The sequence below is a fragment of the Pseudovibrio sp. Ad5 genome (genome assembly GCF_001623095.1).
GTDB lineage: Bacteria > Pseudomonadota > Alphaproteobacteria > Rhizobiales > Stappiaceae > Pseudovibrio.
The window spans coordinates 36,883-59,482 of record NZ_LMCH01000004.1 but is presented as its reverse complement, the minus strand read 5'-3'; the positions used below and the strand labels follow the sequence as shown (position 1 = coordinate 59,482).

Annotated in this window: 20 protein-coding genes; 11 read left to right on the top strand and 9 right to left on the bottom strand. The window is 52.1% G+C overall.

Annotated features, from left to right (window positions below; genetic code table 11):
* Position 1: 1 nt before the first annotated feature.
* Positions 2 to 871, top strand: coding sequence for an ABC transporter permease (locus PsAD5_RS02355; RefSeq protein WP_063290947.1), 870 nt, complete (start codon positions 2 to 4; stop codon positions 869 to 871).
* A gap of 327 nt (positions 872 to 1,198) precedes the next feature.
* Positions 1,199 to 2,068 carry an SDR family oxidoreductase gene (locus PsAD5_RS02350; protein ID WP_063290946.1) on the top strand — a complete coding sequence of 290 codons (870 nt, stop codon included), beginning with the start codon at positions 1,199 to 1,201 and terminating at the stop codon, positions 2,066 to 2,068.
* A gap of 6 nt (positions 2,069 to 2,074) precedes the next feature.
* Here PsAD5_RS02350 and PsAD5_RS02345 read toward each other — a convergent pair whose 3' ends face one another.
* Both PsAD5_RS02345 and PsAD5_RS02340 read right to left on the bottom strand, forming a co-directional pair.
* The gene (locus tag PsAD5_RS02345; RefSeq protein ID WP_063290945.1) at positions 2,075 to 2,785 is read right to left on the bottom strand and encodes a UTRA domain-containing protein; all 711 of its coding nucleotides are present in this window, start codon (positions 2,783 to 2,785) and stop codon (positions 2,075 to 2,077) included.
* Positions 2,786 to 2,828: 43 nt separating this feature from the next.
* Positions 2,829 to 4,205, bottom strand: a complete 1,377-nt coding sequence (locus PsAD5_RS02340; protein WP_063290944.1) for a formimidoylglutamate deiminase — start codon at positions 4,203 to 4,205, stop codon at positions 2,829 to 2,831.
* 274 nt (positions 4,206 to 4,479) lie between these two features.
* Here PsAD5_RS02340 and hutI point away from each other — a divergent pair, with 274 nt between their 5' ends.
* From hutI to PsAD5_RS02305, 7 genes are all read left to right on the top strand, one after another.
* A complete protein-coding gene (gene hutI / locus PsAD5_RS02335; protein WP_063290943.1) occupies positions 4,480 to 5,715 on the top strand; it encodes an imidazolonepropionase in 1,236 nt (411 codons plus the stop codon).
* Positions 5,716 to 5,729: 14 nt separating this feature from the next.
* Positions 5,730 to 7,298, top strand: coding sequence for a histidine ammonia-lyase (gene hutH / locus PsAD5_RS02330; RefSeq protein ID WP_063290942.1), 1,569 nt, complete (start codon positions 5,730 to 5,732; stop codon positions 7,296 to 7,298).
* The gene (hutG, locus tag PsAD5_RS02325) at positions 7,299 to 8,126 is read left to right on the top strand and encodes an N-formylglutamate deformylase (RefSeq protein WP_084405894.1); all 828 of its coding nucleotides are present in this window, start codon (positions 7,299 to 7,301) and stop codon (positions 8,124 to 8,126) included.
* An 11-nt stretch (positions 8,127 to 8,137) separates the two neighbouring features.
* Positions 8,138 to 9,823, top strand: a complete 1,686-nt coding sequence (hutU, locus tag PsAD5_RS02320; protein WP_063290941.1) for a urocanate hydratase — start codon at positions 8,138 to 8,140, stop codon at positions 9,821 to 9,823.
* 159 nt (positions 9,824 to 9,982) lie between these two features.
* Positions 9,983 to 11,083, top strand: a complete 1,101-nt coding sequence (locus tag PsAD5_RS02315) for a TRAP transporter substrate-binding protein (RefSeq protein WP_057464101.1) — start codon at positions 9,983 to 9,985, stop codon at positions 11,081 to 11,083.
* A gap of 190 nt (positions 11,084 to 11,273) precedes the next feature.
* The gene (locus PsAD5_RS02310; RefSeq protein ID WP_063290940.1) at positions 11,274 to 11,792 is read left to right on the top strand and encodes a TRAP transporter small permease subunit; all 519 of its coding nucleotides are present in this window, start codon (positions 11,274 to 11,276) and stop codon (positions 11,790 to 11,792) included.
* Positions 11,789 to 13,348 carry a TRAP transporter large permease gene (locus PsAD5_RS02305; protein WP_084405893.1) on the top strand — a complete coding sequence of 520 codons (1,560 nt, stop codon included), beginning with the start codon at positions 11,789 to 11,791 and terminating at the stop codon, positions 13,346 to 13,348. The genes PsAD5_RS02310 and PsAD5_RS02305 overlap by 4 nt, the downstream gene beginning before the upstream one ends.
* Positions 13,349 to 13,402: 54 nt before the next feature.
* Here PsAD5_RS02305 and PsAD5_RS02300 read toward each other — a convergent pair whose 3' ends face one another.
* Complete coding sequence (locus tag PsAD5_RS02300; protein WP_057464141.1) at positions 13,403 to 13,759, bottom strand: winged helix-turn-helix transcriptional regulator; 357 nt, start codon at positions 13,757 to 13,759, stop codon at positions 13,403 to 13,405.
* An 84-nt stretch (positions 13,760 to 13,843) separates the two neighbouring features.
* Here PsAD5_RS02300 and PsAD5_RS02295 point away from each other — a divergent pair, with 84 nt between their 5' ends.
* Entirely contained in the window at positions 13,844 to 14,293 is a 450-nt protein-coding gene (locus tag PsAD5_RS02295; RefSeq protein ID WP_063290939.1) for a GFA family protein, read from the top strand.
* Positions 14,294 to 14,426: 133 nt separating this feature from the next.
* Here PsAD5_RS02295 and PsAD5_RS02290 read toward each other — a convergent pair whose 3' ends face one another.
* Complete coding sequence (locus PsAD5_RS02290; RefSeq protein WP_063290938.1) at positions 14,427 to 15,689, bottom strand: NupC/NupG family nucleoside CNT transporter; 1,263 nt, start codon at positions 15,687 to 15,689, stop codon at positions 14,427 to 14,429.
* A 577-nt stretch (positions 15,690 to 16,266) separates the two neighbouring features.
* On the opposite strand from PsAD5_RS02290, the gene PsAD5_RS02285 reads away from it, so the two are divergent.
* Positions 16,267 to 17,193 (top strand): LysR substrate-binding domain-containing protein, encoded by a 927-nt coding sequence (locus PsAD5_RS02285; RefSeq protein ID WP_063290937.1) that lies wholly within the window; start codon positions 16,267 to 16,269, stop codon positions 17,191 to 17,193.
* A gap of 31 nt (positions 17,194 to 17,224) precedes the next feature.
* Here the strand turns inward: PsAD5_RS02285 and PsAD5_RS02280 are convergent, their stop codons facing one another.
* The 5 genes from PsAD5_RS02280 to PsAD5_RS02260 form a co-directional block, all read right to left on the bottom strand.
* Entirely contained in the window at positions 17,225 to 18,322 is a 1,098-nt protein-coding gene (locus PsAD5_RS02280) for an ABC transporter ATP-binding protein (protein WP_063290936.1), read from the bottom strand.
* A gap of 1 nt (position 18,323) precedes the next feature.
* Complete coding sequence (locus tag PsAD5_RS02275) at positions 18,324 to 19,388, bottom strand: Gfo/Idh/MocA family protein (protein ID WP_063290935.1); 1,065 nt, start codon at positions 19,386 to 19,388, stop codon at positions 18,324 to 18,326.
* On the bottom strand, positions 19,385 to 20,230 hold the full coding sequence (locus tag PsAD5_RS02270) for a carbohydrate ABC transporter permease (protein ID WP_161831357.1): 846 nt from the start codon (positions 20,228 to 20,230) through the stop codon (positions 19,385 to 19,387). The genes PsAD5_RS02275 and PsAD5_RS02270 overlap by 4 nt, the downstream gene beginning before the upstream one ends.
* Positions 20,231 to 20,237: 7 nt before the next feature.
* Positions 20,238 to 21,191, bottom strand: coding sequence for a carbohydrate ABC transporter permease (locus tag PsAD5_RS02265; RefSeq protein WP_244272055.1), 954 nt, complete (start codon positions 21,189 to 21,191; stop codon positions 20,238 to 20,240).
* Positions 21,192 to 21,263: 72 nt separating this feature from the next.
* Positions 21,264 to 22,520 carry an ABC transporter substrate-binding protein gene (locus PsAD5_RS02260; RefSeq protein ID WP_063290934.1) on the bottom strand — a complete coding sequence of 419 codons (1,257 nt, stop codon included), beginning with the start codon at positions 22,518 to 22,520 and terminating at the stop codon, positions 21,264 to 21,266.
* Positions 22,521 to 22,600: the final 80 nt, after the last annotated feature.

The window sequence follows — 22,600 nt, the reverse complement described above, 5'->3', positions numbered from 1 at the left end:
CATGAGCAAACACCATACACCGCCTTCAGGAGTCTCCGTCTGGCTCGGGCTTAAAGACAATGTTTTCACGCAGCAGAAGACCGTTCGCTTTGGCGATGCCAGCGCGGTTAATTCAGGTCGGTTTTATTCGATCCTGACTGTTGTCATTTTACTATCTGCCTGGGGGATTGCCAGCGCACTCGGCATGCTGGAGAGCTTCTACTGGCCGTCTGTCAATGCAACTCTTACCCGGATGGGCAAGCTGCTTTCGGAAGGGTTCCGTAATGTCGCCTTCTGGGATCACATTGGTATTTCGGTGTTCCGCGTCCTTGGAGGCGTGCTGTTAGGGGCACTTGTTGGCATTCCACTTGGGTTAGCCATGGGCCTATCCTCAATTGCGCGCGGATTATTCGATCCAATCGTGGAGTTCATGCGCCCAATTCCGCCGCTTGCTCTGATACCACTGATTATCCTGTGGTTTGGTATTGATGAGACCGCAAAGATCTTCCTGCTGTTCCTAGCGTCCTTGTTTATCATGACCATTGCAGCGCGGTCTGGCGTGAACAGCGTCAAGATCACCAAGGTGCATGCCGCTTATTCACTTGGAGCGTCTCGCACACAGATCTTGTTTCATGTGATTTTGCCAAATGCACTGCCGGAGATTTTCACCGGCCTCAGAACAGCCATGGGTGTTTGCTGGGGTACTGTTGTTGCTGCAGAGCTGGTTGCTGCAGACAAGGGCATCGGTTCCATGATCATGATTGCAAAGAACTTTTTGCAAACAGATACGGTGGTGATCGGAATCATGGTCATCGGGCTTATTGGTTACACCATTGAACTTGGTATGCGATATCTGGAACGCTTGCTCATTCCATGGCAAGGCAAAGGCTGATTGCAGTAAAAGGCCACTCAACACCAGAAGGGGAGAGCTGAAAGGCTCTTCCCTTTTTGTTTATCCACTTTGTCCTGAAACCTTGACTATGCACAAATAGCGGTTGATTTTATCCGCGGAAGCTCTCATTTTTGAAAGCGGGAATAAGCGTTGCTTGAGCAAATTTCTGCGCGACCTCATCCCCTACAAACTTAGAGACCTCCCGCCTTTGAAGAGCCATTACTCGACGCAAGCACTTCCGGGGCGGAATACCCAAAAGGTACTCGGCGCCTCGTATTTTCATTGGCAGCAGACCTTTTGCGGCACCTGATCGTTTGAGGAATTGTCATGAAGACCGTCGTAATTGCAGGCGCAACCGGCTATCTGGGTTCTTATCTCACCTCCTATTATCAGCGGCAGGGCTGGTGCGTTCGTGCTCTTGTGCGCAATGAGCAAGCAGCCCGCACGAAAGGCCTTGAAGCCAGTGAGTTTTTTGAGGGGGAAGTTACTCACCCAAACAGCTTGATCGGGCTGATGGATGATGTTGACCTTGTCGTCTCTGCGCTTGGTATTACCCGCCAGAAAGACGGCTTGAGTTACAACGACGTGGATTATCAGGCCAACAAAAACCTGCTTGATCTCGCAGTAGAAAACAGCGTCCCTCATTTTGCGTATGTCCATGTGCTGAACGCGAGTAAACTGCTGAATGTGAAACTCGTGCGCGCCAAACAGCACTTTGTTGAAGTGCTTCAATCCGCTCCAATCAAAAGTACAGTTATTTCTCCAAGCGGGTACTTCTCAGATATTGAGGAATTCCGGGGCATGGCGAAATCTGGCCGGGTTTACATGTTTGGTTCTGGAGACTTTCGCATCAATCCGATCCACGGGGCAGACCTCGCCGCAGCTTGCTTTGAGATTATCGAGGAAGGCCAAGCCTACGCCGAGGTTGGTGGTCCGGTGAAGTATACCCACAACGAGTTGGCTGAAATCGCCTTTAAGAGCTTGAGCAAGAAAGCCAGGATCACGCATCTCCCCAATTGGATCAGCATCGCACTACAGCGGATGCTGGAGACATTCACATCTGTAAAAACTTATGGACCGATCCAGTTTTTCCTGAGTGCCATGCGGATGGATATGATTGGGAAGTGCTATGGCAAAATCCGGTTGGAAGATCACTTCGCCCAACTGGAGCAAAAGGAAAAGCAAAATACTGGCTAGATATCGCTAGTTGAAGGTGGGGGTTGCTGAACTGCGTGTTGCCATACGGTAACGGCTGCCTGGGTGCACAAGACGCACGTAAGTTATGCCCTGCCCTGAAATCCATGTGCGACGCTCAATCGTGAAAACAGGCTCACACTCTTGCAGCTGCAGGAGCCGTTGCTCCTCAGCTGTAGCTTTGTCGGCGCGGAAGACGTGCTCAATGTTTGGGTGTGGGACGCGTTGTAGCAGCCATTCATTTGGCCCGATATCCGCGAAACTCTCCTGCGAGGCTTCAGGTAATGCAGAAATGTTGATCCAGCGCACGTCAAGCTGCTGCGGAATGCCGTCACCATAATGCAAGCTTTTCAGAAAAAGAGCTTTCTCGTTTTGCTCCAATCCAAGCTGGGCACGAACATCTTCCGGCGGCAAGGCTTCCAGGCGCTCAAGTAGCAGGTACTTGTAAGACTGATCCTTGTTTTCGATTTCTTGTCGGATCACTGGAATGGAAATAGTTGCAGGATGGGATTTCGGTTGAACGACACGGGTGCCAGCTTTACGGCGGCGTTCGACCAGTCCAGCATCCGCAAGCTCTCGCATCGCGCGGTTGACGGTTGATCGGGTACACCCAAACTCCTCAGAAAGCGCTTGCTCGCTTGGTAACAAATCACCTGGCTGCCATTGCTGGCTGGTGATCCGTTCCTGCAAAATACCTCTAATTTCCTTATAGGATCGCAAGCGCTTGTCCCGTCGTTTTCATATGGAATTGATTGCGGCGTTGTTAGGCTGCTTCCAGCAAAACTGCAAGCTGTTCTCTGTATTTAGCCGTGATAGCTGCACGGTGGATGTGCTGTCCGTCTTTCACCATGTGGCGCCCGGCCGACCAGACATCAGTCACGACACGGTCATCGCCTGCAAAAATCCAATAGTCGAGATATTGGTCTGGTCTCAGGCCTGCAAACTCAACGCGAGTGGTGTCGATTGCAACTACATCAGCCAGATGACCTTCCTTCAGCTCACCAGTGCGCCGACCAAGCGCTTGTGCACCGCCTTTGGCAGAAGCCTGATACATGGCGGTGCCGACAGAGCCTTCTCCACACAACATGACATTGCGAGACTGATCACGCAGGCGTTGGCTGTATTCAAGAATGCGCAGTTCTTCAGAGAGCGAGATACGCAGGTTACTGTCCGAGCCGACACCATAGACACCACCAGCTTCGATGAATGTTGGGCCGTTAAAGATGCCGTCGCCGAGATTCGCCTCCGTAATCGGGCAGAGACCTGCGACTGCACCAGCCTTCGCCATGGCCACCGTTTCCTCTGCGGTCATGTGGGTTGCATGCACAAAGCACCAGTTGTCTTGCACATCAACATTGCTCAATAACCATTCGATTGGCCGTGCGCCCAGCCAATCCTGAACGGCTTCCACTTCCTTCATCTGCTCTGAGATGTGGATGTGAACAGGCTTGCCTGCAAACGTGGAAGCAATCTCACGCAACTGAGATGGATTGGTTGCCCGTAGTGAATGTGGTGCGATGCCGACCTGACAGTCAGCGGGTAAACTGGCAGTCAACGTTTTCGACGCCTGCTCAATGAGCTGCAGATGACGATCCAGATCATTGCCGAACCGCAGCTGACCGCCACTGAGTGGCTGCTCGCCTGCACCACCGTAGGAATAGAGCACCGGCAGATGCGTGAGGCCGATGCCTGTCTGGCTGGCAGCAGCAAAGATGCGATCGCTCATTTCTGCAAGGATGTCGTAGGGTGTTCCATCTGGTTGATGATGGAGATAGTGGAACTCACCCACACTGGCATAGCCAGCCTCTAACATCTCCATATAGACCAGCGCTGCGATTGCCTCAGCTTGTTCAGGGCGCAATTGCCCCAAAAAGCGATACATGAGCTCACGCCAGGTCCAGAAACTGTCTTTTCCCTTTTGGCGCACTTCTGTCATGCCAGCCATTGCGCGTTGGAAGGCATGTGAATGCAAGTTGGCAGGAGCAGGACAGATCATTCTGCTTTTGCCGGAAACCTCTTCGCCTTCAGGTCTTACCCCAGTCTCAACGGCTTTGATTGTGCCATTGTCGTCCAAGCGCAAGCGCACATTTTCAGTTAGACCAGTGGGAAGTAAAGCCTGCCCTGCAAAGATGGTTTTCATTGCTCACTCAATAGGTTTGATGTGAAACGATGATCAGCTCAGATCATTTTTACATTAATAAGCATATACATAAATGCAACTCACACAACCACATCATTCTTCTAAGATATCACCATATAATGATAATAATGGCTGAATTTAGCTATTTATTCAGCCTCCTCAGATGCATTGGCTCAAGAATTACGCACATTGCACATTTTTTATGTATAGACATTAAGCGATTTCCATGTAGATTTTTACTGAAGTGAATTCACGTGGAATCTCGGGAGGGTCCATGACAAGCGGGAGAACCGTACTCACCAACCTGACAGCTGCAACTCTTTCTGAGCAGTCGGATGGTTATGGCCTGATCCATAGCGCAGCGATTGCCATTGAAGACGACACAATCTGTTGGATTGGCCCTGAGCAGGATTTGCCAGAGGACTGGAAAGAGGCTTCGCAAACCGACCTTGGCGGATGCCTCGCAACACCGTCTCTCGTTGATTGCCACACGCATATTGTCTATGGCGGTTCCCGCGCTCGTGAGTTTGAGATGCGGTTGAATGGTGCGACCTATGAAGAGATCGCCCGCGCCGGCGGTGGTATTCGTTCCACTGTTGCTGCAACGCGCGCTGCCAGCGAAGAAGACCTGTTAGCCGATGCATTGCCACGCGTTGATGCGTTGCTGGCGGAGGGTGTGACACTTCTGGAGATTAAGTCTGGTTATGGGCTGGATCTGAATACCGAGCTGAAAATGCTGCGAGTTGCCCGCAAGATTGGTGAACTTCGGCCAGTCAAGGTCCTGACCACCTTCCTCGGCGCACATGCGTTGCCGCCTGAGTATGAAGGACGCAGTGATGCTTATATCAGCTTTGTTTGCGATGAAGTGCTCCCTGCTGTTCAGGCCGAGAACCTTGCTGATGCGGTTGATGCTTTCTGCGAAGGGATTGCGTTTTCACCTGAGCAGGTCAGCCTCGTATTTGACCGGGCACAGGAGCTTGGCCTGCCAGTTAAAATTCATTCTGAGCAGCTTTCCAATCTTGGTGGCACGGCTATGGCAGCCAGCCATAAAGCGCTTTCCGCTGATCATCTGGAGTATCTGGATGCCGCCGGTATTGCGAGCATGAAGGAAGCTGGAACTGTTGCCGTTCTGCTGCCGGGCGCATTCTACTTCCTGCGTGAAACTCAGCATCCTCCTCTTCAGGAATTGCGCGATGCCGGTGTTCCGATTGCTCTGGCGACAGATGCCAATCCGGGATCCTCTCCCCTCACCTCGCTTCTGCTGTGTATGAACATGGCGTGCACTTTGTTCCGCATGACACCGCAGGAAGCGCTGGCTGGGATTACTCGCAATGCAGCCCAAGCACTGGGGCAAGCGGAGACTTGCGGGACTTTGGAAGCAGGCAAGCAGGCAAACATTGCGATCTGGGATGTTAAGGAGCCAGCCGAACTGGCCTACCGGATCGGGTTCAACCCACTGGACCGCCTGTATTTCCTCGGCAAAGACATCACAAAAACACAAGCAAATTAAGCACTGAGGCATTTATGACTAGTTCCCCCACCGTCTCTTCCAAACCTAAGCTGGTTTTAAAACCGGGAGAAATTGCACTTTCTCAGCTTCAGAAGATCTATCGCACCGAGGCCAATGTTGAACTGGACCGCTCTTGCAAAGAGGGCGTTGAACGGGCTGCTGCTGTTGTGCATGCAGCGGCACAGGGCGATACACCGGTGTATGGGGTGAATACGGGATTTGGGAAGCTTGCTTCTGTCAAAATCCCTAGCGATGATACTGCTACCCTACAGAGAAACCTCATTCTTTCGCATTGCTGCGGCGTTGGTGATGTGCTGCCGCAAAACATTGTGCGTTTGGTGATTGTGCTAAAACTCGCCTCGCTGGGTCGCGGCGCATCCGGTGTGCGGTGGGAGTTGATTGAGTGTCTTGAGCAGATGCTGGCGCACAATGTTGTGCCAGTGGTTCCGGGTCAGGGAAGCGTCGGCGCTTCCGGCGACCTGGCTCCGCTTTCTCACGTTGCAGCTGTGATGCTCGGTGAAGGAGAGGCCTTCTTTGGCGGTGTGCGTGTTTCTGGCAAAGAAGCAATGCAGTTGGCTGGTATTCCGACTATTCAGCTAGCAGCGAAGGAAGGTCTTGCGCTGATCAATGGCACGCAGGTTTCAACTGCGCTTGCTCTTGCGGGTCTGTTCCAAGCACATCGTCTTGCGAAGACTGCGTTGATTACCGGTGCTATGTCCGTTGATGCGTTGATGGGCTCTGGCGCCCCGTTCCGCCCAGAGATCCAAGAGCTGCGCGGTCATAAAGGCCAGATTTCTGCCGCCGCGACCATTCGCGAGCTGATGTCTGGCTCAGCGATCAGAGAAAGCCACCGCGAGGATGATGAGCGCGTGCAAGATCCGTACTGCCTGCGCTGTCAACCTCAGGTGATGGGCGCTGTACTGGGGCTTCTTGCTCAGGTTGCTTATACGCTTGAGATTGAAGCCAATGCAGTGACTGATAACCCGCTTGTTTTCAAAGACGGCTCCATTGTTTCCGGCGGCAATTTCCATGCTGAACCGGTTGCGTTTGCTGCTGACCAGACCGCTCTCGCCATTTCCGAGATCGGCGCAATCTCGCAGCGCCGGATTGCTACGCTGGTTGATCCAGCGCTGAACTATGGTCTGCCGCCGTTCCTGACACCAAATCCGGGCCTCAACTCCGGCTTTATGATCGCGGACGTGACCTCTGCTGCCCTTTACAGCGAGAACAAACAGCGTGCGGCACCTTGCTCCGTAGATTCAACGCCGACCAGTGCCAATCAGGAAGACCATGTTTCCATGGCAACCCATGCGGCGCGGCGTTTGATTGATATGAATGCGAACCTTTCCCAGATCATCGGCATTGAACTGCTGATGGCCGCTCAGGGCATTGAATTCCGCGTTCCGCTCAAAACCAGCCCAATCTTGCAGGAAGTTATCGCAGCCGTACGGACTGAGGTGGAAGAACTGGAAGATGATCGCTACATGGCGCCGGATTTGGAAAAAGCGGCTGAACTTGTTGCTTCTGGTCGAATTTTTGATGCTGCCAGCAAAGCTCAGTTTTTCAAGTTAGAGGAGGCCTGATTGACTTATTCCTTCTCCCCCCTGATCAAACGAGGCGACAGCCCGATTGTGCTGGCTCAGCCGCATGGGGGCACTGATGTGCCTTTAAACATCTGGGACAGATTCAACACAGTGGGACAAGCACTGGCCGATACGGACTGGCACATCAATCGTCTTTATGATGGCCTACTGGAAAACATGAGTGTAATCCAAACACCGGTGCATCGCTATGTGATTGATGCCAATCGCGACCCTGCAGGTGTCTCGCTTTATCCGGGGCAGAACACGACCACTCTTTGCCCGCTGACTGACTTTGACGGACGCCCGATTTACCGTGACGGGCAAGAGCCATCTGAGGATGAAGTTGAAGAGCGCCGCGCTAAGTTCCACGCACTGTATCATGAGGCGATTGCAGAAGAGCTGGACCGTGTGCGGCAGAGGTTTGGTGTTGCTGTTCTTTACGACTGCCATTCCATCCGCTCCAACATCCCGTTTCTGTTTGAAGGTGAACTACCAGTCTTCAACATTGGCAGTAATGTCGGGCAGACCTGTGCTCCGATGATTGAGCAGATCACCATTGATGCTTGCCGGCAGGATGACAGCGTGGAAACGGTGGTCAATGCCCGCTTTAAAGGCGGCTGGACTACACGCCATTATGGCAAGCCCGAGACTGGCATGCATGCCATTCAGATGGAGACAGCCCAGCGGGCCTACATGTTTGAGCAGAGCCCGTGGGCTTACGCTCCAGAGCGCGCGGACAAGACGCGCGCCACTCTCAAATCCATTCTTACTCAGTTAGAAGCGCAGGCCCTTGCAGGGGCATTTTCAAACGCCAGTACAAGTCGCTAACGGAGCCGACAATGACCGATACGCTCACTCAAGACCCTCGCAAGAATACGCGCGATATCTTTCCACCAACCGGGCCAGAGTTGAATGCCAAGAGCTGGCTGACGGAAGCACCGTTGCGCATGCTAATGAACAACCTGCACCCTGATGTGGCTGAAAACCCGCATGAACTGGTGGTGTATGGTGGCATTGGCCGTGCTGCGCGCACATGGAAAGACTTCGACACCATTGTCGATAGCCTCAAAAAACTGGAAGCTGATGAAACCTTGCTGGTTCAGTCCGGCAAGCCGGTTGGTGTGTTCCGCACGCATGAGAATGCACCACGTGTTTTGATCGCTAACTCCAACCTTGTACCGCATTGGGCAAACTGGGATCACTTTAACGAGCTGGATAAGAAAGGTCTGGCAATGTACGGCCAGATGACTGCTGGTTCGTGGATTTACATTGGCTCCCAGGGCATTGTTCAGGGTACATACGAGACCTTTGTTGAGGCAGGTCGTCAGCACTATGGTGGAGATCTGAAAGGCAAGTGGATCCTGACTGGTGGTCTTGGCGGTATGGGTGGTGCTCAGCCGCTTGCAGCAGTCATGGCTGGTGCGTCTTGTCTGGCCGTTGAGTGTAACGAAGACAGCATAGATTTCCGTCTGCGCACCAAATACGTCGATGAGAAAGCCAAGACGCTTGATGAAGCGCTGGAGATGATTGAGCGCTGGACTGCAGCTGGTGAGGCTAAATCCGTTGGCCTGCTCGGTAATGCAGCTGACATCTTCGCAGAGCTGGTTGAGCGGGGCGTTCGTCCAGACATTGTGACTGACCAAACTTCTGCTCATGATCCGATCAATGGCTATCTTCCGCAGGGCTGGACCATGGCGCAGTGGAAGGAAAAGCGCGAGAGCGATCCTAAGGCCGTTGAGAAGGCCGCACGTGCCTCCATGAAAGTGCATGTGAAAGCGATGCTGGACTTCCATGAACGCGGTGTTCCAACAGTTGATTACGGCAACAACATCCGTCAGATGGCATTTGAAGAAGGCTTAGAGAACGCCTTCGACTTCCCGGGCTTTGTCCCTGCCTACATTCGTCCGTTGTTCTGTAAAGGTGTTGGCCCGTTCCGTTGGGCAGCGCTTTCTGGTGATCCCGAGGACATCTACAAGACAGACCAGAAGGTGAAGGAACTCATTCCTGATGATCCGCACCTTCATAACTGGCTGGACATGGCGCGGGAGCGTATTTCCTTCCAAGGGCTGCCAGCACGTATCTGCTGGGTTGGTCTGGGTCAGCGTCATCGTCTCGGTCTTGCATTCAACGAAATGGTCCGCAACGGTGAGCTAAAGGCACCGGTTGTGATTGGCCGCGATCATCTGGATTCCGGCTCTGTTGCGTCGCCAAATCGTGAAACGGAATCCATGATGGATGGCTCTGATGCTGTTTCTGACTGGCCGCTGCTTAATGCGCTGTTGAACACTGCTTCTGGCGCAACATGGGTGTCTCTGCACCATGGCGGTGGTGTTGGCATGGGCTTTTCCCAGCATTCCGGCATGGTGATTTGTTGTGATGGGACGAAAGAAGCTGATGAGCGTGTTGGCCGTGTGCTGTGGAATGACCCCGCGACAGGTGTCATGCGCCATGCGGACGCAGGCTACCAATTGGCAATTGATTGCGCCAAGGAGAATGGTTTGAACTTACCATCTCTAGGTAAGTAACTGACTCGGGAGCACAAACCTTTCCTGATTGAGTCAGTTCCTCCATTTCCGGGCAAACTGGTCTAGCCGCGTATTCTGGCACTCCAGACTTTAAACAAAAAACGATGAGGGACCGCAGTTCGCGGCCCCTTGTTATTCTAATTTTTGAGGGGAAAAATTATGAAAAGACGTGATTTTCTTAAGGGTGCAGGTGTTGCCGCAACTGGCGTCGCCGCTGCTTCTGCTTTGGCAGCTCCGGCTGTTGCTTCCGACAAGATCAAATGGAAGATGGTTACCTCGTGGCCAAAGAACCTTCCGGGTCCTGGCGTTGCAGCGCAGATGCTTGCAGACCGTATTACCATGCTTTCTGGTGGCCGCATTGAGGTGAAACTCTATGCAGCTGGTGAGCTGGTTCCGGGCCGTGGTGTGTTTGATGCAGTATCGGAGGGAACTGCTGAACTTTACCACTCTGTCCCTGCATACTGGGGCTCCAAGTCCAAAGGCTTCCTGCTGTTTGGTTCTCAGCCATTCGGTTTGACCGCAGATGAGCAGTACGGCTGGATGGCACATGGCGGTGGTCAGGCTCTCTATGATGAGATGTATGCCCGCTTTAACCTGAAGCCGTTCCTGTGTGGCAACTCAGGCCCACAAGCAGCTGGTTGGTTCCGCACCGAAATCAACTCGGCTGAGGACCTGAAAGGTCTACGCTTCCGTACCACTGGTCTTGCTTCTGAGATGTGCACCAAGATGGGCATGGCTGTTCAGGCAATGGGTGGCCGCGACATGTTCCAGGCGCTTCAGACGGGAACGCTGGATGCCGGTGAGTTTATCGGCCCCTGGACGGACTCTGCTCTGGGCTTCTATCAGGTTGCCAAGAACTATTACTTCCCGGGTGTGGGTGAGCCATCTTCAGCTGAAGAATGTGCTGTGAACTCTGAGGCTTACAATGCTCTCCCAGATGACCTGAAGCAGGTTGTCGCGTTTGCGTGTTCCTCGCTCTACAACGATGTTTGGACTGAATACACCACCAACCATGCTAAGGCATTGAAGATGCTGGTTGCGGAAAAAGGTGTCATGGTTCGCAACATGCCAGAAGACGTTATACTGGCAATGGGCAACGCTGCTGGTGAAGTGATTGGCGAACTGCGCCAGAATGATGACGAGCTGGTGAAACGCATCACAGAGAGCTTCCTCACTTATCGTGAATCCATGAAGGAATACAAACCTCTGGCAGATAATGGCCAGATGAATATGCGCCTTCTGGACATCAACTACGGTTAAGTTGCAGTGTTCTGGCAAACTGCCAGTTTGTCAGAATTTTCAGCTCGATATTCAGTCGGGGTACATCACCCCGGCTGCTCTCCTGCTTTCCTCAGCTTCGTGCGTTCCTTTCTCCGAAAGCCAATAGCTATTATTCGAAGGTGCGCTCTAGAAAGCCAAGAAAAAACTCTGGCCTGATCGGATTCCACCGATGACCTCTGTTGTCTTGAAACTCGACGCTATCAACCGCATGGTTGGCCATACCATTCGTTGGTTTGCGTTGTTTATGTTGCTTTTGCAGTTTGCGATTGTTTTGCTACGCTATCTGTTTGGTATCAGCTACATCTTTCTCGGCGAAGGCATGCTCTACATGCATGCCGCCGTTTTCATGCTTGGCGCGGGCTATACGCTTCTGGCTGACAAGCATGTGCGCGTTGACATCTTTTATGGGCAGGCCTCACCCAAGGCCAAAGCCATCATCAATCTGGTTGGCGCCTTGCTCTTTCTGTTACCAACTGTCGGGCTGCTGCTCTGGATCAGTTGGCCGTTCGTTTCCAACAGTTGGAAGATCCTAGAGGGGCCGATCTCTGTTGGCGGTATACCTGCGAGCTTTTTGCTTAAGAGCCTTATTCCAGCATTTTGCGGCCTTCTGATCATTCAGGGTATTTCCGGCATTTTGCGCGACGGCCTCTTCTTGTGTGGTGTTGATGTTGAGGAGCCAAAGCTGTGATAGAGTTTCTCGATATCTTTATGTTCGCCGGTTTGTGCTTTGCGATTTTGCTGGGTTACCCCGTTGCTTTCACAATTGCTGGTGTGGCCGTTCTCTTTGCAATTCTTGGAGCGCTGGCTGGCACGTTTGATACCGGCCTGTTGGGTGCGCTTTCGCAGCGCATTTTCGGCACGATGACAAACAATGTGCTGATTGCGATCCCGCTCTTTGTCTTCATGGGGCTTGTGCTTGAACGCAGCCGCATTGCAGAGGATCTGCTGGAAGAAATGGGCAAGTTGTTCGGTTCTCTTCGTGGCGGTCTGGGTATTTCTGTTGTGCTCGTTGGTGGGTTGCTCGCAGCTTCCACTGGTATTGTGGGTGCAACTGTGGTGACGATGGCGTTGATTGCTTTGCCAACTATGCTGCGTAATGGCTACGATCCGAAACTAGCTGCTGGTACGGTTTGTACAGCTGGCACTTTGGGGCAGATTATCCCTCCTTCAACGCTTCTGATCATTCTTTCTGAGGTGATGTCCAACGCCTATCAGCAGGCTCAGTTTGCTGAGGGCAAGTTCACCGTTGAGACAATCAGCGTGGGGCAGACGTTTGCTGCAGCGCTGGTCCCCGGATTGATGTTGGTGGGTGTCTACATCATCTATTTGCTTGTCCGCGCTTATCTTCAGCCTAGCTGTGCGCCTGCTATGGACAAGCAAGTGCTGGGCACAACTTCAGTGCGCCGTATTGCGTCTGTACTCATTCCGCCTGTGGCTCTGATTATTGCTGTTCTGGGCTCAATTTTGGGCGGTGTCGCGACACCAACAGAAGCTGCCGCGGTTGGTGCTGTAGGCGCTTTGCTGCTTGCTGGTTTCCGGCTGAGCAACGGCAAATCCAACCTCCTGCTCGGAGCAAGCGTCATCGCATTGCTGGCAGTGATTACTCTTGCAGGCTTTACGACTATTCGCTTGCAAAAGAGCGAGCTGACAGCTGCGGACTGGGGCTTGGCGTTTGTTGCGATTGTGCTATTGATCATCGGCATCAGTGGTCTGCTGCAAAGCGTGATGCGCATGTGGCGATCTCAGCTGTTAGCGCCAGTGATGACCAATACGCTCTCAATCTCGGCCATGATCTTTGCGACTATTATTGGTGCGAGTGTGTTCTCGCTGATCTTCCGCGGCCTTGGTGGTGATACACGTATTGAAGAGCTGATTTCTGCGATGCCAGGCGGTGAAATGGGGGCCTTACTGTTTGTAATGGCCTTGATCTTCGCACTGGGCTTTTTCATGGACTTCGTTGAGATCTCGGTGATCTTGCTTCCGATCGTTGGCCCTACCCTGCTGATGATGGGCTTTGATCCAATCTGGCTCTCCGTAATGATAGCCATCAACCTGCAAACCAGCTTCCTGACACCGCCGTTCGGATTCTCTCTGTTTTACCTGCGCGGGGCAGCACCTCCTGAGATCACAACAGGCATGATCTACAAAGGGGTGTTGCCTTACATCCTGCTGCAGATAGTCGGGATGGGGCTGGTCTGGTTCTTCCCTCAGATTGCGACATGGCTGCCGTCAGTTTTATTCTGACCGCAGGACATCATTGGAAGTTGGGAAAGGCTGGATATCGCGTCCAGCCTTTTTTCATGGGTTCATTTCCATGAAGCTCTCCGGCGGGATCCAGGTTTCCGGCATATGCTTGTTGGCCCATCGGCACATTTCCTGAAGTACAGGTAGAATGTCCCTACCCGTCTCAGATAAGAGATATTGGTAGCGTTTTGGGTTTGGTTGGTAGAGCTCCTTTTTCACCAATCCAGCCGCTTCCAACTGGTTGAGGCGCACTGTCAGAACGCTCGTGGTTATCTTCTCCGGTGAGCTCAGAAACTCTGAAAAGATCTTCTTTCCATTGAACATGTCCCGCAGGATCAGGAGGCTCCAACGGTCTCCCACTATATCCAGCGTATTCGCGATCGGGCAGCCGGAACGGTTTTCGGTTGACATACCGCCAATCTCTCCTATTGTGAATAGTGACTTGCAATTCGCAAGTCACTAAGTCATCTCTCAACACTGACTAAGGATAGTATCATGGAAAGCGCTTTTACAGGGTCCTGCCTTTGCGGGAATGTACAGCTGAAATCAACAATGAAGCCGCAGATGACCGCACATTGCCACTGTGATGATTGTCGCAAGTCATCAGGAACAGGGCACTGTACTCATGCAGCCCTGCTCAAAGAAGCGGTGGAAGTGACTGGGGAGCTCACATTCTTCGACAAACCAGCTGACAGTGGAAACGTGGTCACACGGGGCTTTTGCCCAACCTGCGGAAGTGCTGTTTACTCACTCAACTCATCCATGACAGATCTGATCTTTGTGCGCGCATCTGCTGTTGATCAGCCGGAGGTCATCGAACCTCAAGTAAACGTGTATTCCAGCAGAGCGCCGTCCTGGGATGAGATTAATCCGAAGCTTCCAGCTTTCCCGGAAATGCCTCCGCAAGGCTCACGAGACGTTATTGAAGAAGGCGTTAGCAGCTAACGCTTCATTCCTGTGATGCAGGTGTGCGTTCACCCCCAACGTAGCGCGGCCTGTTTTTCTAGAGCAAATAGAAACGGGGGGAGCAATGCTCCCCCCGTCGCAGGCAATTCAGAGATTAAGGAAGAAAACTCTCTTACATTGCCAAGGAGATAAAGATACCCGCGATCGCTGCGCTCATAAGGTTGGAGCAGGTTGCTGCCAACAGAGTGCGAGGACCATACTTCGCGATGAAGTTCATGCGGTTTGGAGCCAGAACACCCAGACCACCGATAAGAATACCCATGGAAGAGATGTTCGCGAAGCCGCAGAGAGCGAAGGAAACGATTGCCTTGGTCTTTTCCTGAATGACAGGCAGGCCCATGTCGATTGCAGTGGCATCTACGAGGTAGTTCTTCAGATCGAGATATGCCACGAATTCGTTGACGACCAGTTTTTTACCGATCAAAGAACCTGCGACACCGATGTCAGCCATTGGAACACCCAGCAGGTAAGCGATTGGAGCGAAGATCCAGCCGAGGATCATTTCCAGAGACAGGCTGAAGCCAGCCAGATCACCAACGCCGCCGAGGATCAAATTCACCAGAGTGATGAGACCGATCATTGCAACAAGGTTTGCACCGATCGCGCCAGCAAGCTGAAGACCATTCATTGCACCCTGACCAGCAGCAGCCAATACGTTTTCTGGCTTCTCGTCACCAAAGTCAGCGCTTATATCGACAGTGTAATCCGCTTCTTTGGTTTCAGGCATGATGAGTTTTGCGAAGAGCAAACCGCCTGGTGCAGCCATGAAGGATGCTGCGAGCAGGAATTCGATCTTAACACCCATCAGCGCGTAGCCGCCGAGAACGGTACCAGCAACAGACGCCATACCACCGCACATGATAGCGAAGAACTCACTATCAGACATCTTAGGCATGTAAGGCTTCACAACCAGTGGAGCTTCTGTCTGACCAACAAAAACGTTGGAAACCGCAGACATGGATTCTGCCTGAGACGTACCGAGCAGTCTTGCCATGCCACCGCCGATGACACGAATGACGACCTGCATAACACCGAGGTGGTACAGAACTGCAATCAGAGCGGAGAAGAAAATAACGAGGCAAAGCACGTTGAAGGCAAACACGAAGCCAACGGTTTCAGAAAGTGAACCATTGGTGAGGTTGCCGAAAAGGAAGTTAACGCCGGAACGACCACTGTCGATCACACCGGAAATGCCCTTTGACATTGCATGAAGAATAGCACGGCCAGCTGGAACGTAGAGCACGAAAGCGCCGATACCAATCTGTAGAGCCAGCGCACCACCTACGGTGCGGAGATTGATCGCCTTGCGATTGGTTGAAACCAATACAGCAATAACAATCAGTGTAGCGATGCCAAGAAAACCTGTTGCGAACATTAGGAGCTCCTCCCAGAGGCTCTGAGGTAAGTTGTTGATTATGGTTGGGGAGAAATTTGAAGCGCCGGAAGGCGACTAACCGTACCCACCTTCACGTGGACAGTTGAGATGGCCACCCGCATCCAACAAATGCTTTGTCATTGAAAAACAATGCAAAACACCTGCGATTGTAGAACCTTCTAGTGCTTCATCAGGAATTGTCAGTGCTAAGGATATACACACGGTGGGAGTTCGTGCATACGAGCCATCAGTCTCTGTGAAAGTGCGGCATACGACAGGCGCAGTACACTCACCTTGCGTAGGTGCGAATGTGAACTGACCCGATTGCATAGTTTGCCTCACCTTTTATTTAATTCCCTTTGGTGAGGGCAACCTAGTTGCCTGAGAGACAATTATTAAGTTTTTTAAATATATCAATCGTTTCGAAGTTCGAAACAAACTAGAAAATATTACGTAGAAAACCACGCCATATACGGATTATTTCGTAGATTATAGTTCTTACAGAACATATAGAATAAAAATAGTAGAACTTTAAGAGCTACAACCTAGAACAAAATAAGAATAACAAAACAAGTTCATGCACGATCTAATCACATCAGGCCGCATTACTTTGCGAATGCTGCGTTACTTCCATCAAGTGTCAGTAAGTGGACACTTTGGGCGTGCGGCGGAAGAGCTGCATATTTCTAAGTCACCTATGTCCATACAAATCAAAGAGTTGGAGGTTGCCCTCGGTCTTTCTCTCTTTCAGCGTGACTCACGAAATGTTTCTCTGACTGCTGCGGGGCGCGTGCTGAAACGTGAGTGCGAGCAGATTTTCAATACGTTGGATTACGCCATCACCAACACCCAGCGGCAGGGACGTGCGGAAAACTCGACCCTCAGCATCGGGATGGTGAGCAGCGCCTTTCTGGATGGATTTGCGAACCTGCTCTCGGATTTCAAGAGCAAGCATCCGGATTGTTCTCTGAATTTTACCGAGTTGGCGCCCAATCAACAGAAGGAAGCGCTGGATGGCGGCATCATTGATCTGGGTATCTGCCGCTATGGCGATACACTCAATGAGCCAGCCTTAAACTCAAAAGTATTGGTGAGAGAAAACCTTACACTGGCAGTGCCTAGCACGCACCCTCTCAAGGATCGCAGGGTGGTGGGACTGGAAGAGCTAAAAGATGAGGAAATGGCTGTTTTGGACCGGAGCATGTCCAACTCAACGCCATTTTTGATTGCAAGATGTAAGGATCAGGGCTTCTACCCCAAAGCCGCTTTTGAGGTTCAGGAGCCAAGTACCTTGTTAGCGCTGGTTGCTTCCGGTCAGGCGATTGCTTTGGTTAGCGACTGTTTTCGTAGTCAGAAATCCAAGAATGTGCGTTTCATTCGCTTGAAGGAAGACATTCCGGCAGACCTTTGTGCAATTTACAGAAAGAACTATGAAACCGATATCTTGCGCAAGTTTCTGCAGTTCATCGAGTTTGACTACAAACCGCAGATTGATGAGAACTGAGGGAAATTTGCATGTTCCCTCAGTTTATACCCTAAGCAGTTTCCTGTTCAGAGATGCTGACGTCCATCCGCTTGCCCGTATCAGCATTGAAGAGATGTACGCCCGACAATGCCAGCTCCACGTAGACCTGGTCACCAGCTCGGCGCGTTATCTCCGGGTCTTCGCGAACAACCATTTGTTCTCCAGTTTCCAACTCAACATGCACGTAAGTGGTGTCCCCCAGATACTCTTCCAGTAAGACTTCTGCCTTCAGATAGCTCTCCCCTGCTTCATCGTGCAAAATGCCGTGAGACGGACGGATACCGAGTGTGACATTTGTCGGGATGACCGAGGCATTGTTGGAGATAGGGAGTAGCGTCCCATCCTTAAGCTGCGCACTGTTTTCACTCAGTTTTTCCAGCTGCAAAAAATTCATATTGGGCGAGCCGATGAAACTGGCCACGAACAGGTTTGCTGGGCGCTCATAAAGATCTCGCGGTGTGCCGACCTGCTGGACCTCGCCGTCATTCAGAACCACGATACGATCTGCCAGTGTCATAGCCTCGACCTGATCGTGGGTCACATACACCATGGTTGCTGACAGGCGTTGATGAAGGCGCGCGATTTCCAACCGCACTTGCCCCCGCAATGCTGCATCCAGATTTGAGAGAGGTTCATCAAACAGGAAAATCTTGGGATCTCTCACAATCGCACGGCCAATTGCAACACGTTGGCGCTGTCCACCTGAGAGCTGAGAGGGCTTTCGGTCCATCAAGGCGTCCAGCTCCAGCGCACGTGCACTTTCAGCAACGCGATCCTTGATTTCTGCCTTTGAGTACCCTGCCTGCTTGAGGACCAGCTCCATGTTTCCCCGCACACTTAAATGCGGGTAGAGCGCGTAGGTCTGAAAGACCATGGCGATCTCACGCTTCGATGGCGGTAGGTGTGCGATGGACTTGCCTTCAATGGCGATATCGCCCGCGCTTTCGTCTTCCAGCCCTGCCATGATGCGCAGGAGTGTGGATTTTCCGCAGCCGGATGGCCCGAGCAAGACGAGGAACTCACCGGATTGGATATCAAGGTTGATACCATCCAGCACATTCTCAACACCGAAAGACTTGTAGAGGGATGAGATTTTCAAGTTAGCCATATTACAAGTCCAGTTTCTGAGCTGTGCCCGTGCGCACAGCCTGATCTGCCGCCAATACGACAGCCAGAGAATTTACCGCTGCATTCATGTGATCTTCTAAATTCAGCCCTTCACGGATAGCTGTGAGCACAAAGGCTTGCTCGCGATCACACAGCGCCTGATGCCCCGGTTCACCATCCATGCTGAGTACATCGTCTTTGCGTGCAAACTCGCCGTTCGCATCCGTTTCTCCGTAATGAACCCGGATGGTGGAGGTTTTGGTGTGCATGTCGATATCGTCCGAACGGGCCTCGCCTTCCATGACAATCGAGACGCTGCCATTTTTCGAGACGACATCTTTTACGAAGAACGCAGTTTCCGACATCATCGGGCCCCACCCAGCCTCGTACCAACCGACGGAGCCGTCCTCGAACAGGACTTGCAGATGGCCGTAATTGTACATGTCCTCGGGAAGTTCATCACTCAAACGCACGCCCATGCCACGCACTTCAACGGGCTTTGCATCGGTGATCTGACACATGACATCGATGTAGTGCACTCCGCAGTCCACGATGGGCGATGTTGTTTGCATCAGCTGTTTGTGGGTTTGCCATGTTGCGCCGCTGGATTGCTGATTGAGGTTCATGCGGAAGACGTAAGGCCCGCCCAGTTTGCGCGACTGCTTTATAAGGGTTGTCCAAGATGGGTGATGGCGCAGGATATAACCAACCACCAGTTTACGTCCCAGCTTGCGAGCAGTTTCCACGACACTTTGAGCATCTTCCAGAGTGGTTGCCAGTGGCTTTTCTACAAACACATCTGCCCCTGCTTCCATCGCCATGACTGCGTATTCGGCATGACTGTCTGAATAGGTGCAGATGGACACAAGAGCGGGTTTGGTTTCAACCAGAGCCTGCGCGAAATCAGATTGGATTACGTAGTGCCTCAACTCTTCGGGCAGTTCTACTGGTGATCGATTGACCAGTCCTACAATCTCAAATTCCGGATTGGCCTCATACGCCAGAGCATGTGACTTTCCCATATTTCCGAGGCCGGCCACAAGAACGCGAATAGGTCTCTCACTCATTTGACTGCTCCAGATGTTAGGCCCCGAATGAGTTGACGTGAGAAGAGCGTGTAGAGAATGAGGACCGGAATGACTGCCAGCGCCATCGCCGCGAGAATTGCATTCCAGTTGTTGGAATATTGCCCAACAAACACCTGAGCGCCCAGTGTGAGTGTTTTGGTATGCTCTGCAGGGGCCAGAACGAGGGGGAACCAGAGATCATTCCAAATCGGGATCATAGAGAAGACAGCCACTGTTGCCATTGCGGGTCTGATGAGAGGCAACACGAGGCGTAAGAAGATGGAGTATTCTGAAAGGCCATCAATCCGGCCAGCAGATTTGAGGTCTGATGACACTGTCGACATGAACTCGGAGAGAATGAAAATCGCCAGTGGCAGGCCTTGCGCTGTGTAGACCAGTATGAGTGCCCAATGCGTGTTCACGAGATCTGTTGCGACCATTAGGCGGAGAATTCCGACAGTTCCCAGACGGATCGGGATCATAATGCCCAGCGCCATATAAAGACCCATGAGGCGATTACCGCGGAACTTGTATTCACTGAGTGCAAAGGCTGCCATTGCCCCAAACAGGAGAATGAGACACAAGCTTGCGCCGGTCACGAACAGCGAGTTCCAGAAATATAGCGGGAAGTTGCCTTGCTGCAGCACTGTTGAATACCCAACCAGATCCAATGTTTCGGAGGTTGGGAGTTCCAAGGGCTTGCGGAAGATTGCTTTTTTGGTTTTGAGCGAATTGATGAGAATGAGAAGAACAGGGAAAAGCGCGATCACTGCAAACGTGAGCAGGATTACATGCGCTCCCAGTTCTGCCATTCGGTTTCGTCTTGCACGAGAAATAGCCATTTGCGCCTCACATCTCGTAGCGGGTCAGCTTGCGCTGAATAAAGAAGAGATAGACAGCAACACCCATCAGGATGATGAAGAACATCACCGTCGCAATGGCGGCACCCATGTTGGGGTCACCGGGTTGCAACTGTTGCCCGTAAAACGTTCGATACAAGATCGTGCCCAGCAGGTCTGTCGAGAAATTTGGCCCCGCAAGCGGCCCCTGCGTGGTGTAGATCAAGTCAAACGCGTTGAAGTTGCCCACGAAGGTTAGGATAGAGATGATGCCGATGGTTGGCAGGATCAGGACCAGCTTGATCTTGAAGAACTGGGAGATACCGGTCACGCCATCACATTCTGCGGCTTCAATCACCTCGTCGGGAATAGAAAGAAGCGCAGCATAAATCAGCATCATTGGAATGCCGATGAACTGCCAGACAGAGATGAGAGAAAGTGTAGTCAGCGCTGTCTCCTCTTTACCCAGGAACGGTAGATACCAACTGCCAACCCCGACAGACTTCATCAGACCTTTGGAAACACCCCATAGCGGGGAGAGCATGAGCTTCCAGACGAACCCGACGACAACGAAGGACAGAAGGGTCGGCATGAAGATGGCTGTGCGATAAAACTTCTTGCCCGGCAGATGCACCATGGAGAGCAAAGCCGCAATCAAGACACCGATCGGATTTTGCACCAACATATGGATCAGGAAGAAATAGCAGTTGTTCCAAAGCGAATTGAGGAACGGCTTGACCCAGTACGGATCGAAGAACAGCTTGATGTAGTTTTCCAAGCCGACAAACGAGATCACTTGCGTTGTCGTATCTCTTTGGAAGAACGAAAAGCGCAGGGTTTCTGCCAGCGGCAGGATCATAATCATCGTGTAAACGATGACTGCCGGTGCCAAAAAGACAAGTACATGCCAGCGGAACGGCTTCTTCTTCCGCTCACTGACCATAAGGTCCTGTTCCAATTCCATCATCTCTCATTGCAATGCAGATGCGCGGTCAGTCCGCACATCTGCTGTTTTGTATTCAGTCAGAGAGATGGCTTAATCCATCTGAGGTTCGTACCAGGCACTCAGGCCCTTCTGAAGCTGGTTCGCTGCGTCCGCAGGTGTCTGCTTGCCATTGATGACGTTTGCAGACACGACCCACATTTCGTTCCAGAGGTTTGGAGTACCGCGAGAAACGATCTGTGCCGCAGAGCGGTTGGTGGACTGACAGTCTTTACGCCAGGAGATGAACTCGTCCGCCAGTGGATCAGTGAGCGAGATCTCATGCTTGGACAAGGAGAAGAAGCCCGGCACAGCGTTGGAATAGAGTTCTGCGAACTCTTTGGTGCCCATCCACTCAAGGAACTTCATGGCAGCTTCAGAATTTGGCGAGGCTGCATTCAGGCCAATGCCGATGTCAGTGTGGTCTGAGATGTAGCAGCTGTCACCCTCTGCTGGCAGAGGTGGACGGAAGGCGCCAAGCTTGAAGTCTGAATCGCGGTTGAAGCCTGCAATTTCCCAAGAGCCTGATGGATAGATTGCAGCGCGGCCCAGTGTGAACAGTGTCTGGCTATCCGGATAGGATTGAGCTTCATAGCCATCCCCAAGGTACGGCCCCCAGCTTGCCAGTACTTCAAACGGCTTTACCCAGCCATCATCCGTCAACTTGCCGGTGCCAGCAACGACTGCCTTACGACCTTCCTCACCTTTCCAGTACATTGGCCCAATGTTCTGATAGCCCATTGCAGCGGATTCCCACTGATCCAACGTACCCATTGCCATTGGGATATAATTGCCGTCTTCCTTGATCTTGTCGAGAACAGCAATGAACTCTGCCTGAGTTTTCGGTGGTTCAACACCGACTTCAGCAAAAGCATCCTTGTTGTAGATGAAGCCGTGGATCACAGCGGCCATTGGCACGCAGAAGGTTGCGCTGCCATCATCTGTGCTCCACGCCCCTTTTGCTGAATCCGGGAAGTTGTCGAGGGTTGCCATGCCCTGCAGGTTCTTCAGGTAACCTTTGCTGTAAAGATCCAACGCCCCATCAAACGGACGGCATGTGATCAGATCACCAGCGGTTCCACCTTCCAGTTTTGCATTCAGTGCAGCGTTGTATTGCGTTGGAGCTGTTGGCGAGAATCTGATTTTGACCTCTGGATGTGCCTTCATAAACGCAGGCAGGATGGTTTCCTGCCAGATGCTCAAGTCGTCGTTACGCCAGCTCTCAATTGTCAGTTCTGAAGCAGCAAAAGCAAAGGATGCGGAGCCCAAAAGCAAAGATGCAGCAATGCCTGATGACAAATAGTGTTTCATTATTTCCTCCCATAACAAATAATCGAATACCGCCTTGAAAAACCGTCGATATCGCAACTCGCCTGCCCCCCAGCGGGCGA